This window comes from Mesorhizobium sp. M0633 (assembly GCF_040320645.1).
Lineage (GTDB): Bacteria > Pseudomonadota > Alphaproteobacteria > Rhizobiales > Rhizobiaceae > Mesorhizobium.
Window position 1 is genome coordinate 75,739 of sequence record NZ_JAMYQC010000017.1, and the last position, 15,188, is coordinate 90,926.

Below are 15,188 nucleotides of genomic sequence, written 5' to 3' on the forward strand. Positions count from 1 at the left end.
AGGGTTTCCCAAGGATCTATCCAAATGCCTGACGAGTATGATTTGCAGAGGTTCGTCAGCGCACAGGATCCGGTCTACGACGACGCGCTGGCCATTCTACGTCGAGGGATGATGTGCACTCCCTATATGGAGTTCATCTTCCCAAGGTTGGCCACCAGGCGAAGCGGTACTGCGCCTGAGCCATATGCAATCACATCGCTCGACGAAGCCAGCGCCTATCTGTCATTTCCGATCCTTGGAGGCCGTTATCGGGAATGCGTTGGCACCCTGCAGCGGCTCTCCGGCCTAAGCGCTCGCGCTGTCTTCGGTGACGTTGATGCGAAGAAGTTGCACGCGTCCCTGACGCTGTTTTCCGAAGCAAGCAACGACGAGTTCCTCCTCGAGACAATCTTCGACGTCTGGTTCGACGGTTTGCTCGATGAGGAAACGATGAACGATCTCTACTTGATGTCGTAGTGGTCTGCCTGCGCCACCCGGCGTCAAGCTGTCGCGGCGCTGAGGTCACCATCCGCTGCCTTATCCCTCACATGCTGCCATCCGGCAGAGGCATGAGCTCGTGCTCTCCCGGCACGCCGGGGAAGCGGCGTTCGCGCCAATCCGCCTTTGCCTGCTCGATCCGTTCGGCTGAAGAGGAGACGAAGTTACAATAGATATGACGTGGCTCGGCCAGGGGCTCACCTCCTATCAGCATCAGTCTCGCCGCATGGAAGGCAGGCGCCTGGAGCACAATCTCAACGCCGCGCGCCAGAGCTACTAATTCGGCTCATGAAACGTACCGAGCTGGCCGACAATTCCAACCTCACCGGCGACGATGTAGATCGCACGCTCACGGTGTTCGGGTTTCACCTGGTAGCGCGCACCGCTCGTGAGCACAATTTCGGCATAGACCATGTCGGAGAACGTCCGGTGGCGTGCGCTCGGAATGAACGATGCCCGACCCGGCCGTCATCCAGTTGGCCTCGCCAGGACGGATGGTCTGCACTTTACCCAAATTGTCGCGATGGACGATCTCGCCATCGATCAGGTAGGTCACGGCCGCAACGCCGATATGCGGATGCGGTCCCATATCGAAACCGTGACCTGCGTCGAACATAGCGGGGCCGAAATGGTCGAACAGGATGAAGGGCCCGATCATCAGGCGATTCGAGGACGGCAATACGCGCCTTATCTTCAGTCCGTCCGCAAAATCACGGATAGCCAGCTGGATGAGTGTATCGATGCCTGTGATATCGCTTTGGCGGATGGTCATGGATCTCTGTCCTTCTGCATGCCTTATCAGCCAGGTGCTCGAACGCGCTTGAACGGAGCGGCGCGAAAGACTGTCTGAATGGCTTTGAGGAGCGCGAATTTGGAGCCCGCGTGGTGCTGTCCGGCGATGCCGCTTTCATTAAGAGCCGACACCCTCATCGACAGGATCGCGGCAAGATCTTCGGCCATTTCGGGCCTGTCGTGCAGCAGCGGCGCAAAGTTTTCCTGGTCTATCTCGTAAACCGTGATGGGGGTCATTGCCCGCAAACTTGACATCTCGCCAATGCCGGCGAGCAAGCCGGTCTCGCCGAAGAAATCGCCAGGTGCAAGCCGGCCGATCTCCTGCAGTTGATCATCGCCCTCGCCAATTTGCCGGACGATGACTCCCGTCCGTACGATCATAAGCGACGGCAGCATCTCTCCCTGTCGTGCGATGATTTCGCCCTTATGGTAGGTGCGAACCGAGGCCGCTTTGGCGAGCGACTCCTGCTCGGTATCCGTTAGCGCCGAGAATACCGGTATGGAATTGATGAGTTCGATCGGGGTGAAGCCATGGGAGGCCGCCATCTCGTGGCCCGGCCGGTTGGTCATGGCAATCGAGCCCGAAAATGGCTCCGCCAGCAGCATGCCGGTCGACTTTGAATGGCGATAAATGAGATCGAAGATTTCGTTCCGAGCGGCACTTCGCTGGTCGATACTTGCGACGCGAAAAAACAACTCGATCTCGATAGCTGCGGCATCCAGGCTTCTGATGGTGACCGAAGGCGAAGGCTCCTGGAGGATTGAATTGCAGCTCAGCAAGACAGTGCGCATGAGCTCTACGATGATCGCCGGCGTCTTCGTTGGCGCCACCTTGACGGTTACGGCAAGTCCATGGCTCTCGTCCGGACCGCTTAGATTTGTTACCCCGATCTTGGCGAGAAGGCTGTTTGGCAGCGCCACGACATTGTGGGTCGGGGTCAGAAGTTGGGTCGACCGCCAGTTGGTCTCGACAACGCGGCCTTCGGTTCCGTCGCCTAGAATGATCCAGTTTCCAAGCACGTAAGGGCGGCCGAGGTTAAGCGCGATCGCCGAAAATACGTCACCAAGCGTATTCTGGAGCGCCAGTCCCAGGATGACGGCAAACACGCCCGACGTGGCAATGAGCGTTCCGACCGGCACTGCAAAGACAAACGCCAGGATCGACAGGAACATTCCAGCGTAGACGACACCGACCACGACGTCCTGCAGGAGACGTGCCTCGCGCGGCTTTCGCTCGAAGACGAGATAGATACGGACAAATCCGATTAGCGCCCAGGCAAGGTGAACCCACCAGAGCAGCTTGACCGAGCCGATGAGGATCGCTCCTCCGGTTGTCTCGTTGTCCCCTGCGGTCTCGTATGGCACGACGCGCAGGTCGAGAACCATGGCCGACATGGCGAGGAAAAAGCCGAGTTGGACGACCAGCTTCGCATTGGCGAAGCGTCTGGGGATGAGGGACCAAACGACGATCCCGGCGAGGCCGAGCAACACGATGTAGACCAGAGGAGAGTTCCACCAGCTCATGAACGATCCCCGCGATGCCAAGTTCAATGTTTGGTCTCCGGCCCGGCGATCGGGCCTCTGCCGCTGGCCTTGTCTTTTTCAAGAACTGCTTCGGTGATCGAATTCGGCAGCCGTCGCGGCTTTTCGATCAGCCCGAGCACCGGCATGGCGATAATGAAGAACGCAAAATAGTAAAGCGTCGCCAGTTGGGACATGACGACGTATGCGCCTTCCGCCGGCCGGGAGCCGAGCCAGCCGAGAAAGAGGGCATTGGCAACGAACAGCCAGAAGAGCACCCTGTACCAGGGCCGATAGACCGCCGAGCGCACCTTCGAGGTGTCGAGCCACGGCACCAGGAACAGCACCGCGATCGAGCCGAACATCGCGAGCACGCCGCCGAGCTTGGAATCGATGGGCCCGATATTGAAGGTGATGGCCCGCAGGATCGCGTAAAACGGCAGGAAGTACCATTCCGGGACGATGTGGGCCGGCGTCTTCAGCGGATTGGCGATGCTGCTATTGTCGGGATGGCCGAGGTAGTTCGGCAGGTAGAAAACGAAATAGGCGAAGAAGAACAGGAACACGAGGATGCCGAAGGCATCTTTGACGGTGGCATAGGGCGTGAAGTCCACGACATCAGTTTTCGATTTGACCTCGATGCCGGTCGGATTGTTCTGGCCGACGACGTGAAGCGCCCAGATATGCAAGGTCACCACGCCCGCAAGCACAAATGGCAGCAGGTAATGCAGCGCAAAGAAGCGGTTCAGCGTCGGATTGTCGACCGCGAACCCGCCGAGCAAAAGCTGCTGGAGCCAGTCGCCGATCAGTGGGACGGCGGTGAAGAAGTTGGTGATGACAGTAGCGCCCCAGAACGACATCTGTCCCCAAGGCAGCACGTAGCCCATGAAGGCCGTCGCCATCATCAGCAGGAGGTTGGTGCAACCGAGCACCCACAGCAGCTCACGCGGCGCCTTGTACGAACCATAGTAGAGCCCGCGGCAGATGTGGAGGTAGACGGCAATGAAGAAGAACGACGCGCCGTTGGAATGGAGGTAGCGCAGCAGCCAGCCCGAATTCACGTCGCGCATGATCTGCTCGACCGAGTTGAAGGCCAGCCCCGTATCAGGGGCGTAATGCATCGCCAGCACGATGCCGGTCAGGATCTATGAAACCAGCATGATCGTGAGAATACCGCCGAACGTATAGGCGTAGTTCAGGTTGCGCGGCACCGGATAGACGATGAAGCTGTCATAGACCAGCCGCGGCAGCGGCAGGCGGGCATCGAACCAACGTTCGATTCTGGTTTTGGGCGTATAGGTCGAGTGTTTGTCGCCGCTCATCGAAATGCCCCCTGCCTCAGCCGATACGGATCTTGGTGTCGGAAATGAACTGGAACACCGGCACCGCCATGTTCTCCGGCGCCGGCCCCTTCCGGACGCGGCCGGCGGTGTCGTATTGCGAACCATGGCAGGGGCAGAACCAGCCGTCGAAATCGCCTTCCTGACCATGCGGGATGCAGCCGAGATGGGTGCAGACCTGGATCATCACCACCCAGGCTTCCTTGCCCGGCATAGTTCGATTGGCGTCGGTTGCCGGCGCATCGGCCGGCAGGTTGGCGTTGCGGGCAATTGGATCCTTGAGCTCGGCGAGACTGACTGCCTGGCCGTCCTTCCTCTCTTTTTCGGTGCGGTTGCGCACGACCACCGGCTTGCCGTGCCAGTCGACGATCAGCGACGTTCCCGGCGTCAGCGAGGAGACGTCGACCTCGATCGCGGCGGGCGCTTCGACGCGCAATGTGTGCTCGGCTGTGGGGGTTTCGGAAAGGTCGGCCATGATGGCGACTCCTATTGTTGGAAGCTGCGTCATCGCGTTGGTGGCAATCGAGCAAAAGCAGGCCACGGCTTTCGCCTTTCCAGTCTGCTCACGTCGCGTGAAATATGCCGGCCGTGGCCGGGTGTGAGCCATCGTGCCAACGGCACGTGCGTCCAATACTTTCGTTTAGGATTTCCTGAGCGAAGGACTGGCAGGGCTGGCGATGATGCCATCATGGAAGGTTCTGGATTCCTCCAGATAAACGTTGGCCACTGAGCTGGCATACGCCCCGGCATTGCGCACGGCGATCCCGAACTTCAGCCCGACCATACCTCGGCATAGGCACGCCTGGCTGTCGGTGTCGTAGTCGTCGTCTCCGCCAAGTGCGAGTTTCTGGAGCGGTTGTCTCGCGTGGCGCGGGGCAGGTTTTCCGCCGGGCGACGACCAATTGCGGGATTCAATCGGGTTTAGAAAAGGGAAAAGCGGTGAAACTCTACTACAGCCCTCTCGCCTGCAGCCTGGCGGACCACATCGCTCTGGAAGAGGCCGGTGTTCCCTTCGAGCGCGAAAGTGTGAACCTCAAGACCAAACGGACAGGCTCCGGGGATGATTTCACTACCGTCACGCGCAAGGGCTACGTTCCAGCCCTCGTGCTGGATAGCGGCGAAACGCTGACGGAAAATATCGCCGTCCTCGACTGGATTGCGTCGCAATACCCGCCACTGGGAGTGGCGGGGCCGTTGGGCCGTACCCGCCTTCTCGAAGCGCTGACCTACGTCTCAACTGAAATACACCGAAGCTTCAAGCCGATGTGGCACCAAAGCAGCGATGCCGAAAAGGCCAAGGCGAGCGCGACGATTACGAGCCAACTCGAGTTCTTCGCTGACGGGCTCGAGACCGACTATCTGTTCGGCGACAAACCCAGCGTCGCGGATTTTTATCTTTTCGTGATGCTGCTTTGGGCGGCCCGCTTCCACGTCCCTGTTCCCGCGCCTTTGCAAGCCCTTCGCGTCCGAATGGCTGCCCGACCGGCCGTGCGCATCGCAATGGATCGTGAGGGCCTCGTCTGAAGCCGAGGGCGACTTCGAGCATAAGATCAGATGCAACATATCCTCTCGCCCAAACAGAAGATCAGGAGTCATTCTCATGCTGCCGTTCCTGCGGATGCTACATCCAGCCGCTTCCAAGCGCGGGGATGGCCTACGTCTCGAATTTCTCCGGAGGGAAATCGAGGAAACGCTGGACCTTACCGACGTTCAGTCAGAGCTCGCCGCACTGCCCCCTGGCCGAGTGGTTGCAATACTGGATTCGCCGCAGTCACCGTCGAAATAAGCGCAATATTTCCTGTCGGCCGATGCAGCGGCCGGTCTAGTTGTTCCCGCTTGTTGGTCATCATAGAGGCTTCATCATGAATGCGAGTAAGGCTCCCGACACGGTCGATCATCGCCGCCGGCGCATTGTCGGTGCGACAGCAATGACGTTCGCCGCCACCGAACTCGGCTTGAGCGCGCCGGCAGCCACTTGGATGGTCGAGGCGAGGGCGTCCGCGACGCAAGCCAGGCCGGAATCATTCGGCTCGCTCAGACAGGTCAATGCCGAAAAACTGAGCGTCGGATATGCGGAGCTGGGGCCTGCCGAAGGTGCTCCAGTGATCCTGCTTCATGGCTGGCCCTATGACATTCACACCTACACCGACGTCGCTCCTCTGCTTGCCGCAAAGGGGTACCGCGTGATTGTGCCCTACCTGCGCGGCTACGGCACTACGCGATTCCTGTCGGACGAGACGATGCGCAATGGCCAGCAGTCGGCGCTCGCCGCGGATACGATCGCCCTGATGGATGCGCTGGGGATCGAAAAGGCCACGATCGCCGGCTGCGACTGGGGCGCCCGAACGGCCAATGTCGTTGCCGCGCTCTGGCCTGAGCGTTGCAAGGCGATCGTCTCGGTGAGCGGCTATCTCATCGGAAATCAGCAGGTCGGCATGGTGCCGCTGGCACCGGAGGCGGAGCTTCAATGGTGGTATCAGTATTACTTCGCCACGGATCGCGGCCGCGCCGGCTACGAGAAATACACGCGCGATTTCGCCAAACTCATCTGGCAACTCGCTTCGCCGCAGTGGAATTTCGACGATGAAATCTTCCAGCGCAGCGCCGCAGCCTTGGACAACCCGGATCACGTCAGCATCGTCATTCACAATTACGGCTGGAGGCTCGGCCTGGCACAGGGCGAGCCGGAATATGACGGTCTGGAAAACCGGCTGGCCGAAGCTCCCGTGATCACAGTGCCGACCATTACCCTTGAGGGTGATGCCAATGGCGCACCCCATCCCGACAGCAGTTCCTACGCCAAGAAATTCTCGGGCAGATACACGCACCGGATCATCACCGGCGGTATCGGCCACAACTTGCCTCAAGAAAGCCCGCAAGCCTTTGCCCAGGCTGTCATCGACGTTGACGAATACTGATCAGGCAAGCTGAGTGAGCTGCTGATGCCTGCGCTGGATGGGCGGCGAGGACATGATGGTTGCGAGCTGAACATCGAGGCGCGGCCTTGCTCCACATCGACGTTGCGCTTGACTCGTCCATATTATCCATAATAAATCATACATATCGCCTTCAAAAAAAGGCGGCAGGTCTGGGAGGACCAATGAAAATTACGGCCATCAAGGCGCGCGTCTGCAATGCGGAAATGCGCAACTGGGTTTTCGTCCGGGTCGAAACCGACGAGCCCGGGCTGTTTGGCTGGGGTGAGGCAACGCTGGAATGGAAGACCCGAGCCGTCGTTGGGGCGCTTCAGGACCTTGAGGCCCTGCTCATCGGGCAGGATCCGCGCAACGTGGAGCAGTGCTACCAGATACTTACGCGCCACGGATTTTGGCGTCTTGGCGTCGAGGGAATGTCTGCCGTCAGCGGCATTGAGATCGCGCTCTGGGACATCCTGGGCAAATCATTGGGAGTCCCCGTCTGGCGCCTTCTGGGCGGACAGGTTCGCGACTATCTGCGCACCTACACGCATCTCGGCCTCGGAGACATGAAGGCGGTCTATGAGACCGGATCCGCGGACGCGATCGTGGAACGCGGACGCATCGTGACGCAGGCAGGCTACGACGCTGTCAAGGTCGTCTGCATTCCCTACACCCACTACGTATCGCCTGCGAAAGCCGTTGATTCTGTCGCCAACATGGTTGGCTCACTTCGCGAGGCCATAGGTCCGGACATCGGCATCATGGTCGATTTCCATGGACGCCCTGCATCCGTTAACGCTGCGATGGATTACCTCAAGGCAATCGAGCCGGCCCGCATCATGTTCGCGGAAGAACCCGTGCCGCCCGAAGATGTTGCCGGACTGGCGCATATCACGGCGCGATCGGCCGTGCCGATCGCTTCCGGCGAGCGGCTGATCGGACGTCGCGAATTCACGCACTCGATCGCAGCCCGTGCCTTCAACATTGCCCAGCCTGATATCTGCCACACTGGCGGTCTGCTGGAGACAAAGAAGATCGCGGCCATGGCGGAAACGGCAGGCATCGGCCTTGCGCCGCACAACCCGCTCGGTCCGATCGCTGGCGTCGCTGCTCTTCACTTCGGCATATCGACGCCAAACGTCGTCATTCAGGAGGAGATGTCCGGTGCCGTCGCCTGGTACGACGAGGTCGTTACCTGGCCAATTCGGCGTAAACCAGGCCGCTGGGACTTGCCCGAACTGCCGGGCCTTGGCGTCACCGTCAATGAGGACGTGATCGCGCGTCACCCCTTTGAGCAGGAAGTGCTGCATGCCCGCAATGCCGTCATGCCGGACGGCACCGTGGTTGACTGGTGAATGCAATGGCAGGCCGGCTGCAAGGAAAGGTCGCAATCGTCACGGGCGCCGGCCAAGGCATAGGTGCCGCCACCGCCCGGGCTTTTGCGATGCATGGGGCAAAGACCGTCATTGCTGAACTGAATGCGGCAAGCGGGAAAGCGGTCGCCGACAAATTGCGGGCCCAGGGCGCGGACGCCCTGTTCATCGAGACGGACGTCACCGACGCATCCGCAGTCGCGGACATGATCGCGCGGACGATCACGGCCTATGGCGGCGTCGACGTTCTCGTCAACAATGCCGGCGCCAACGTCTTCTACGAACCATTGATGATGCCGGATGAGGAATGGGAGCGCTGCCTCAAGCTCGACCTCCAGGCCGCGTGGTTCTGCGCCAAGGCGGTTTTGCCGACGATGCTGGCGAAGGGCTCGGGGTCCATCGTCAACATAGCGAGCTGTCACGCCTTCCAGATCATTCCCCATACGTTCCCGTATCCGGTCGCCAAGCATGCACTTTTGGGCCTGACCCGTTCGCTGGCCATCGAATATGCCGCACGCGGTATCCGGGTGAACGCGATCGCCCCCGGCTATATCGAGACGCCAATCGCGGAAGCCTACTGGAACACATTCCCGAACCCCGCCGAGGAGAAGCGGCGAGCCTACGACCTCCATCCGCCCAAGCGAATTGGCCGGCCGGACGAGGTTGCAATGACGGCGGTTTTCCTCGCTTCGGACGAAGCGCCGTTCATAAATGCCGAGACGATCACCATCGATGGTGGGCGCTCGGTTCTCTACCACGACTAGCAACCACCATTGAGCTCAGGGAGGATCTTCATGAAAACCACAACAAAGGCTTTGGCGACATTTGCGGTACTGGCTGCCGGACTGATGAGTGGCGCAGCAAGCGCAGACGACATCAAGATCGGCTACATCAACAAGATGGGAGACCATCCATGGTTTGTCGCCGAAGTCGGCGGCGCCAAGAAAGCGGCTGAGGCGGCAGGGGCCGCGTTCGTGTCGCAGGACGTTCAGTTCGACGCCAATTTGACGATCACGACCTTCGATACGATGGTCGGCGATGGCGTGAAAGGCATCGCCATCGTCGTCCCCGACAAGGCGCTGGGACCGGTCATCGCTGAGAAAGCAAAGGCCGCAAAAATTCCCTTGGTGGCGGTGGACGACGATATCTACTACCAGGATGGCACCCAGGTCCCCTATGTCGGCATGAATGCTTACAATATCGGTGCGCGGGTGGGCGAAGAGCTTGCCAAGCTCTACAAGGCTGAAGGCTGGGCGGGCAAAGAGGTGCGCATCGCCTCGATCGAGGACCGCAAGGCCGATACCTGCATGCAGCGCAACAAGGGCGCGGAAGAAGCGTTCCTGAAGGCGGTGCCCGATTTCAAGCCGGGCAGCATCGTTCGCGTCCCCTACGACAATACGATGGTCAACGCCATCGATGTGATGACCACCACATTGACGGCCAATCCCAGCGTCACGAACTGGATATTCTATTCATGCAACGATGACGGCGTGCTGGGTGGTGCGCGAGCACTGGAGAATGCCGGCTATTCCGCAGACCAGGGCATGGGGATCGGCATCGACGGCAGCCGCGCCTGCGATGCCTTCGGATCCGGAAAGCCCTCGGCGTTCCGTGGTACGATGTGGCTCAATTCGGAAAATCATGGCGCGCTGGCGGTGAAGATTCTCTTGGCCTCCATCAAGGACGGAACCAAGCTTCCCGTTCAATCCTTCACTGACCCGGAATACATCACCGCCGACAATTTTGCGTCGGACTACAAAGCGAAGCTCTGCCACTGAACCAGATATGCGTCATGCGCCGCAGTGCGCATGACGCTCTTTGGGCCGGCAGTTCGTCGGCGGGCACACGGGATCGATCCTCGGGAGTGAGCTTTTGATGCAATCGGATTTCTTCTCGCTCGACAGGATATCGAAGCGCTTCGGCGTCGTGCAGGCGCTCGACAATGTCTCGATTGCCTTTCGGCCAGGAGAGGTGCTTGCCCTGGTTGGCGAGAATGGCGCCGGCAAGTCGACAATGATGCGAATTCTCGAGGGCGTGTTCGCACCGGACACCGGCACCGTGCTGCATGGCTCCACGCCGATCGTTTTCAGCGAACCGCGCGACAGCCACAGAGCCGGAATACGGGTCATCCATCAGGAGCCGGAGATCGTTCCGAACCTGACCGTGGCCGAGAACATTTTCGTCGGCGAACTGCCGCGGCTGGCAGGCGTCCTGCTCGACTGGCACAAGCTCGAGGACCAGACCGATAAGGTGCTTGCGACCTTCGGCATGCAGCAGGATATGCGGCCGCGGCAACTTTGCAGCACGCTCGGTCCGGCACAGCGTCAGATGATCGAAATCATGCGCGCCATACGTGCCGGCGGCCGGCTGATCGCATTTGATGAGCCGACCTCGTCACTGACCGACGACGAAGCGCGCCGTCTGTTTTCAGTAATTCGCCGGCTGCGCGGCGAGGGCACTTCGATCGTCTACATCTCTCACAGGCTGAACGAGGTCATCGACCTTGCGGATCGCATTGTCGTCTTGCGGGACGGCCGGCTGGTCGATGATTCCCCCGCTGCCGGTGCCAGCGAGCAGACCATAGCCAAGCTCATGGTGGGCCGCGACATCGCCGATCTGTTTACGCGCGAGATGTGGCAATCGGGGCAACCGTTGCTGGAGGTGACAGGCCTGACCACCGACCACGTCACCGATGTGAGCCTCAAGGTCCGCCGCGGCGAGGTGCTCGGCATTGCCGGCCTTATGGGTGCGGGTCGATCCGAACTGGCAAAGGCGATTGTCGGCTATGATAGGCGCGTCGACGGAACCATAACGATGAATGGTGCGCCCGTTGGCCCTAACAGCCCGCATGCAGCGATCGTGGCCGGTATCGGCTTTGCCCCGGAAGACCGCAAGCACGAGGCGCTGCTGTTGTTCCGAAGCATTCTTGATAACGCCTCGCTTTGCGTGCCCGACAGAACGTCGACCTTCGGCTTCTTCAACCGGCGCAAGGCACTGGAGATCGTCTCACCGCTTGCAGCAAAGATGTCGATCAAGGCGCCCAACCTCGACGAACAGGTTTCGAAATTATCGGGTGGCAACCAACAGAAGGTCGTTCTCGCGCGTTGGCTTGCGCGGCAGCCGATGCTTCTCATCCTCGACGAGCCGACCCGCGGCATCGACATCGGCGCCAAGGCGGAAATCTATCGCCTGATCGACGAACTCGCCGCCAGCGGCATCGGCATAATCCTGATTTCCTCGGAAATGCCGGAACTGATCGGGCTGGCTGACAGGGTGCTTGTTATGGCTGGAGGCCGGATCACGGCCGAACTTTCCCGCCCTGACATCGACGAGGCCACGATCCTGAGACATGCCATGCCTCAATCTGCAGCATCGCTTGGAGGACAAATTCAGTGAACAGCCTTGAGCTCAGGACAGCAACAACGCAAACCGGCAAAAGGCGCGCTTCCTTGCGCATCGCAGAGCGCATCGGCATTCACAACATAAGCCTTCTTGTTGCTCTCGCCATTCTCGTGCTCATTTTCGGCACCCTGAGAGGCGACGTGTTCTTCTCCAGCCGAAACCTGCTGAACATCGGTCTAGGCATTACCATCCTGGGCGTTCTGGCGATGAGCCAGACCGTGGTTATTGTCGCCGGAGGGCTCGATATTGCCGTCGGCGCAATTGTCGGTCTGACCACAGTATCGACGGCAATGGCCATCCAGGCCACCGGATCACCCGCCGCGGGCATTCTTGCCGGCCTGGTCCTGGGCGGTCTTGCCGGCCTCGTGAACGGCATCATCATCACCTATGGGCGGGTCAACGCTGTCATCGCGACTCTCGGTACGATGGCGATCTTCCGCGGCATCGCGTTCATCATGTCCGATGGGCAATCGATCGCGATTTTCAGCGACACTTTCCGCTTCATCGGGATCGGACGAATCCTCGGCCTGCCTCTGCTGATCTGGATTCTCTTGCTGACCGCGATCGTGTTCCATCTCTTCCTTGCCCGCTCGATCGTTGGCCGCAACATCTATGCCCTGGGCGGCAATCCCGTTGTCGCACGCTTCTCCGGCATCAACATCAACCGCTACCGCGTCGGCATCTATATCATGAGTGGAGTGGCGGCCGGATTGGCCGGGATTCTGTTGGCTGCCCGTACCGGCTCCGGGCAGCCAGTATCCGGATCCCAAGGCCTGGAACTCGAGGCCATCACAGCGGCCGTTCTGGGTGGCTGCGCCTTGCAGGGCGGCAAGGGCACGATCGTCGGCGCACTGCTGGGCGTCGCGATCATTGGCGTCCTCAACAACGGAATGATACTGACGTCCGTGCCAACCTTCTATCAGTTGCTTGCCAAGGGCTCGCTGCTGATACTTGCTGTGGTAATTGCCGAGTACCACTTGAACAGGACATGACGATGGACGCGGCGATCGCTTCGACTGGCCAAGGCAAGCAGGACATTCCTGCCGCAGATGGCACCACGTCATCGCTCAAGGATCGCATCGCACGCGATCTCGGACAGCGCATCCTCGCCGGCTCCTACGCCCAGCACTCCGTCCTGCCGACGGAAGCCGAACTTTGCGTTATCTACGGGGCGAGCCGCACCGCGCTTCGCGATGCTCTTCTGACGCTTTCGGCGAAAGGATTGATCGAGGCACGCAAGCGGGCCGGGACGCGTGTGCGCGTGTCGAGTGAATGGAACAGGCTGGATGCTCAGGTTCTGGAATGGATGCGCGATATCGAGCCCGATCTCGATTTCGTCCGCGGATTGATCGAGGCGCGGCTGGTCATTGAACCCGCTGCCGCCCAACTTGCGGCCAAGATGGCGACGTCAGGCGATCTCGCAGTCATCGAAGCGGCCTATGAAGCCATGCGCATTGCTCCGCAGGACGATCTCGCTGTGTGTCTCGATGCCGACGTCAGGTTTCATACCGCCATCCTTCGTGCCAGCCGCAACCCGGTGTTCGCCAATCTCGGCAATATGCTTGCGGCCGCCCTCAGCTTCTCCTTCCGCTTGACCACATCGGCCACCGCTAATTACCAGCAGACGCTGAGCGCGCATGGCGACGTGCTGGAGGCAATCCGGATGCGCAGGGCCGACGATGCACACGATCAGATGAAGGCGCTCATCGGGATCGCGTCGAACGACCTTCTTGCAGTGGCTCGCAAAGGCCGCCATCAACAGCCGATCGCCGCTGCCAAGGCCGATACCGTCTGAAGCGGATGGTCGGGACGATCAAGATCAGAAGCGGAGACCTGTCTGCTGAAATCGTCCCATCGCTTGGGGCAGGTCTTGCGAGGTTCGACTATGGGCGCGTGCCGCTCTTCAGGCCTTGGCCAAACGGCGGGAGCAGCAAACCGTTCGACCTTGCCTGCAACCTGCTTTTGCCATGGTCAAATCGCATCTCGGGCGGCGGCTTCATATTCGAGTCCAAATTCCACGAACTGCCTGCCAACGTCGCAGGCGAACCATTTCCAGTTCACGGCAATGGATTTTCGAGCGCGTGGAACGTCGACAGTCTGACGCAGGACAAAGCGAAGCTATCGCTCATCAGCAACGGACCCGGCCCATATCGATATCGCGCCGAGGTGAGCTACGCGCTGGCCGGGCAGGGGCTCGAGCTGAAGCTTCGCATCGTCAATCAGGCGCCGGTCAGGCTCCCGTTCGGGCTTGGCATCCATCCATGGTTCCCAAGAACGGCACGGACCACGCTTCATGCGCCGGCCTCGCAGGTTTGTCTCGAACTGCCCAGCCATCTCCCTGAACGGTTTGTCGATATCAAAACTCGTCCCGACTGGGATTTCGGCGCCCCGGCCGTATTGCCGAACGGATGGATAAACGATCTGTTTGCCGGTTGGAACGGCGTCGCTACCATATCGTGGCCGGAGCACAGTTGCAGCCTGCGGATTGAAGCTTCATCGCCCTTGAATTTCTACCTGGTCTATTCGCCATCGGACGAGAGCGACTTCTTCTGTTTTGAACCGGTCAGTCATACTGTCGATGCTCACAATCGTGGTTCGATCGACAAATGGAATGGACTGTCGGTGCTTGGGCCTGGCGAGAGCCTGGCAGCCCGTTGCAGCTTTGCCGTCAGTTAGGCGGACCTCTGCGGCGCCCTCGAATTGGCGGATGTCGGCCAGCATGTCCGGTGAGAACGAAGCCGGCTTTTCGTCCAAACGGAGCTTGGGAAGAGGGAACTCCGGCGACAGGGAACCCGTGAGCCAGGTCGACGTTTGCCGGATGTCGCTGCGCAGCTCGTCTGCTTGAGGGCCCACCAAATGTGCCTGGCAGGATTGGATCAATGACGGATGTTGAACCAAAAGAATTCGTGCTCGCAGGCATCGTCATGAAGCGACTGGTCTCCGGCGAACAGACGGGAGGCTTGTTGAGTCTCTTCGAAAACAGAAGCGACGGGCACACGAAAACGCCAATCCATGTTCATGCGAATGACGACGAGACGGTCTACGTCATCGAAGGGCACTTGACCGCAATTGTGGACGGCGAGGTGCGAACGCTCTCGCCCGGCGAGAGCATGTTTTTGAAGCGCGGCATCCCGCACCAGCTCATGAATCCCGGCAATCAGCCCGTTCGCTATATCCTGATAGACACGCCAAGTGTGTTCGAGCAGTTTCTCGCCGAAGGTGGCCATGAACGCAGCAAGGGAGAGGTGGTCGGGCCGCCGACGCCTGCCGATATCGAGCGGCTCAAAGTAGCCGCGCCGAAGTTTGGGATTACGCTTCTGCAGGACTGGCCGGCAAGAGAGTAGATGGCTTCGTGATGGCGGCTT

General features: G+C 60.0%; 13 protein-coding genes and 2 pseudogenes. 11 read left to right on the forward strand and 4 right to left on the reverse strand.

Annotated features, from left to right (window positions below; genetic code table 11):
• The first annotated feature begins 24 nt into the window (after positions 1-24).
• A complete protein-coding gene (locus tag NKI47_RS18965; protein WP_352592508.1) occupies positions 25-456 on the forward strand; it encodes a DUF1810 domain-containing protein in 432 nt (143 codons plus the stop codon).
• Positions 457-523: 67 nt separating this feature from the next.
• On the opposite strand, the pseudogene NKI47_RS35160 reads toward NKI47_RS18965, so the two are convergent.
• From NKI47_RS35160 to petA, 4 genes and pseudogenes are all read right to left on the reverse strand, one after another.
• Positions 524-1,249 (reverse strand): annotated as a pseudogene (locus NKI47_RS35160) (pirin family protein).
• A 26-nt stretch (positions 1,250-1,275) separates the two neighbouring features.
• Positions 1,276-2,793, reverse strand: a complete 1,518-nt coding sequence (locus NKI47_RS18980) for a mechanosensitive ion channel family protein (protein WP_352622866.1) — start codon at positions 2,791-2,793, stop codon at positions 1,276-1,278.
• 23 nt (positions 2,794-2,816) lie between these two features.
• Positions 2,817-4,112, reverse strand: a pseudogene (locus NKI47_RS18985) (cytochrome b).
• Between the two features lie 16 nt (positions 4,113-4,128).
• A complete protein-coding gene (petA, locus tag NKI47_RS18990) occupies positions 4,129-4,605 on the reverse strand; it encodes a ubiquinol-cytochrome c reductase iron-sulfur subunit (protein ID WP_352592517.1) in 477 nt (158 codons plus the stop codon).
• A gap of 464 nt (positions 4,606-5,069) precedes the next feature.
• Between petA and NKI47_RS18995 the strand changes: the two genes are divergently transcribed.
• The 10 genes from NKI47_RS18995 (at position 5,070) to NKI47_RS19040 (ending at position 15,167) form a co-directional block, all read left to right on the forward strand.
• Positions 5,070-5,654 (forward strand): glutathione binding-like protein, encoded by a 585-nt coding sequence (locus tag NKI47_RS18995; RefSeq protein ID WP_352592520.1) that lies wholly within the window; start codon positions 5,070-5,072, stop codon positions 5,652-5,654.
• Positions 5,655-5,992: 338 nt separating this feature from the next.
• Positions 5,993-7,048: an alpha/beta fold hydrolase gene (locus tag NKI47_RS19000; RefSeq protein WP_352592523.1), complete on the forward strand. Its 1,056-nt coding sequence runs from the start codon at positions 5,993-5,995 to the stop codon at positions 7,046-7,048.
• 182 nt (positions 7,049-7,230) lie between these two features.
• Complete coding sequence (gene dgoD / locus NKI47_RS19005; RefSeq protein ID WP_352592526.1) at positions 7,231-8,403, forward strand: galactonate dehydratase; 1,173 nt, start codon at positions 7,231-7,233, stop codon at positions 8,401-8,403.
• Positions 8,404-8,408: 5 nt separating this feature from the next.
• Positions 8,409-9,185 (forward strand): SDR family oxidoreductase, encoded by a 777-nt coding sequence (locus NKI47_RS19010; RefSeq protein ID WP_352592529.1) that lies wholly within the window; start codon positions 8,409-8,411, stop codon positions 9,183-9,185.
• 30 nt (positions 9,186-9,215) lie between these two features.
• Positions 9,216-10,199: a substrate-binding domain-containing protein gene (locus tag NKI47_RS19015; RefSeq protein ID WP_023674245.1), complete on the forward strand. Its 984-nt coding sequence runs from the start codon at positions 9,216-9,218 to the stop codon at positions 10,197-10,199.
• Positions 10,200-10,296: 97 nt separating this feature from the next.
• Positions 10,297-11,817, forward strand: a complete 1,521-nt coding sequence (locus tag NKI47_RS19020) for a sugar ABC transporter ATP-binding protein (protein ID WP_352592536.1) — start codon at positions 10,297-10,299, stop codon at positions 11,815-11,817.
• Between the two features lie 53 nt (positions 11,818-11,870).
• Complete coding sequence (locus NKI47_RS19025) at positions 11,871-12,815, forward strand: ABC transporter permease (protein WP_352592539.1); 945 nt, start codon at positions 11,871-11,873, stop codon at positions 12,813-12,815.
• Positions 12,816-12,817: 2 nt separating this feature from the next.
• Positions 12,818-13,618, forward strand: a complete 801-nt coding sequence (locus NKI47_RS19030) for a FadR/GntR family transcriptional regulator (protein WP_352592542.1) — start codon at positions 12,818-12,820, stop codon at positions 13,616-13,618.
• Positions 13,619-13,623: 5 nt separating this feature from the next.
• Entirely contained in the window at positions 13,624-14,499 is an 876-nt protein-coding gene (locus NKI47_RS19035; RefSeq protein ID WP_352592545.1) for an aldose 1-epimerase, read from the forward strand.
• Between the two features lie 203 nt (positions 14,500-14,702).
• Positions 14,703-15,167, forward strand: coding sequence for a cupin domain-containing protein (locus tag NKI47_RS19040; protein ID WP_352592548.1), 465 nt, complete (start codon positions 14,703-14,705; stop codon positions 15,165-15,167).
• Positions 15,168-15,188 lie beyond the last annotated feature (21 nt).

Excerpts from the sequence above, each read along its gene's own strand:
- NKI47_RS18965 (WP_352592508.1), top strand. The coding sequence starts at position 25 with ATGCCTGACGAGTATGATTTGCAGAGGTTCGTCAGCGCACAGGATCCG.
- NKI47_RS18980 (WP_352622866.1), bottom strand. The coding sequence starts at position 2,793 with ATGAGCTGGTGGAACTCTCCTCTGGTCTACATCGTGTTGCTCGGCCTC.
- petA (WP_352592517.1), bottom strand. The coding sequence starts at position 4,605 with ATGGCCGACCTTTCCGAAACCCCCACAGCCGAGCACACATTGCGCGTC.
- NKI47_RS19000 (WP_352592523.1), top strand. The coding sequence starts at position 5,993 with ATGAATGCGAGTAAGGCTCCCGACACGGTCGATCATCGCCGCCGGCGC.
- dgoD (WP_352592526.1), top strand. The coding sequence starts at position 7,231 with ATGAAAATTACGGCCATCAAGGCGCGCGTCTGCAATGCGGAAATGCGC.
- NKI47_RS19010 (WP_352592529.1), top strand. The coding sequence starts at position 8,409 with ATGGCAGGCCGGCTGCAAGGAAAGGTCGCAATCGTCACGGGCGCCGGC.
- NKI47_RS19015 (WP_023674245.1), top strand. The coding sequence starts at position 9,216 with ATGAAAACCACAACAAAGGCTTTGGCGACATTTGCGGTACTGGCTGCC.
- NKI47_RS19020 (WP_352592536.1), top strand. The coding sequence starts at position 10,297 with ATGCAATCGGATTTCTTCTCGCTCGACAGGATATCGAAGCGCTTCGGC.
- NKI47_RS19030 (WP_352592542.1), top strand. The coding sequence starts at position 12,818 with ATGGACGCGGCGATCGCTTCGACTGGCCAAGGCAAGCAGGACATTCCT.
- NKI47_RS19035 (WP_352592545.1), top strand. The coding sequence starts at position 13,624 with ATGGTCGGGACGATCAAGATCAGAAGCGGAGACCTGTCTGCTGAAATC.
- NKI47_RS19040 (WP_352592548.1), top strand. The coding sequence starts at position 14,703 with ATGACGGATGTTGAACCAAAAGAATTCGTGCTCGCAGGCATCGTCATG.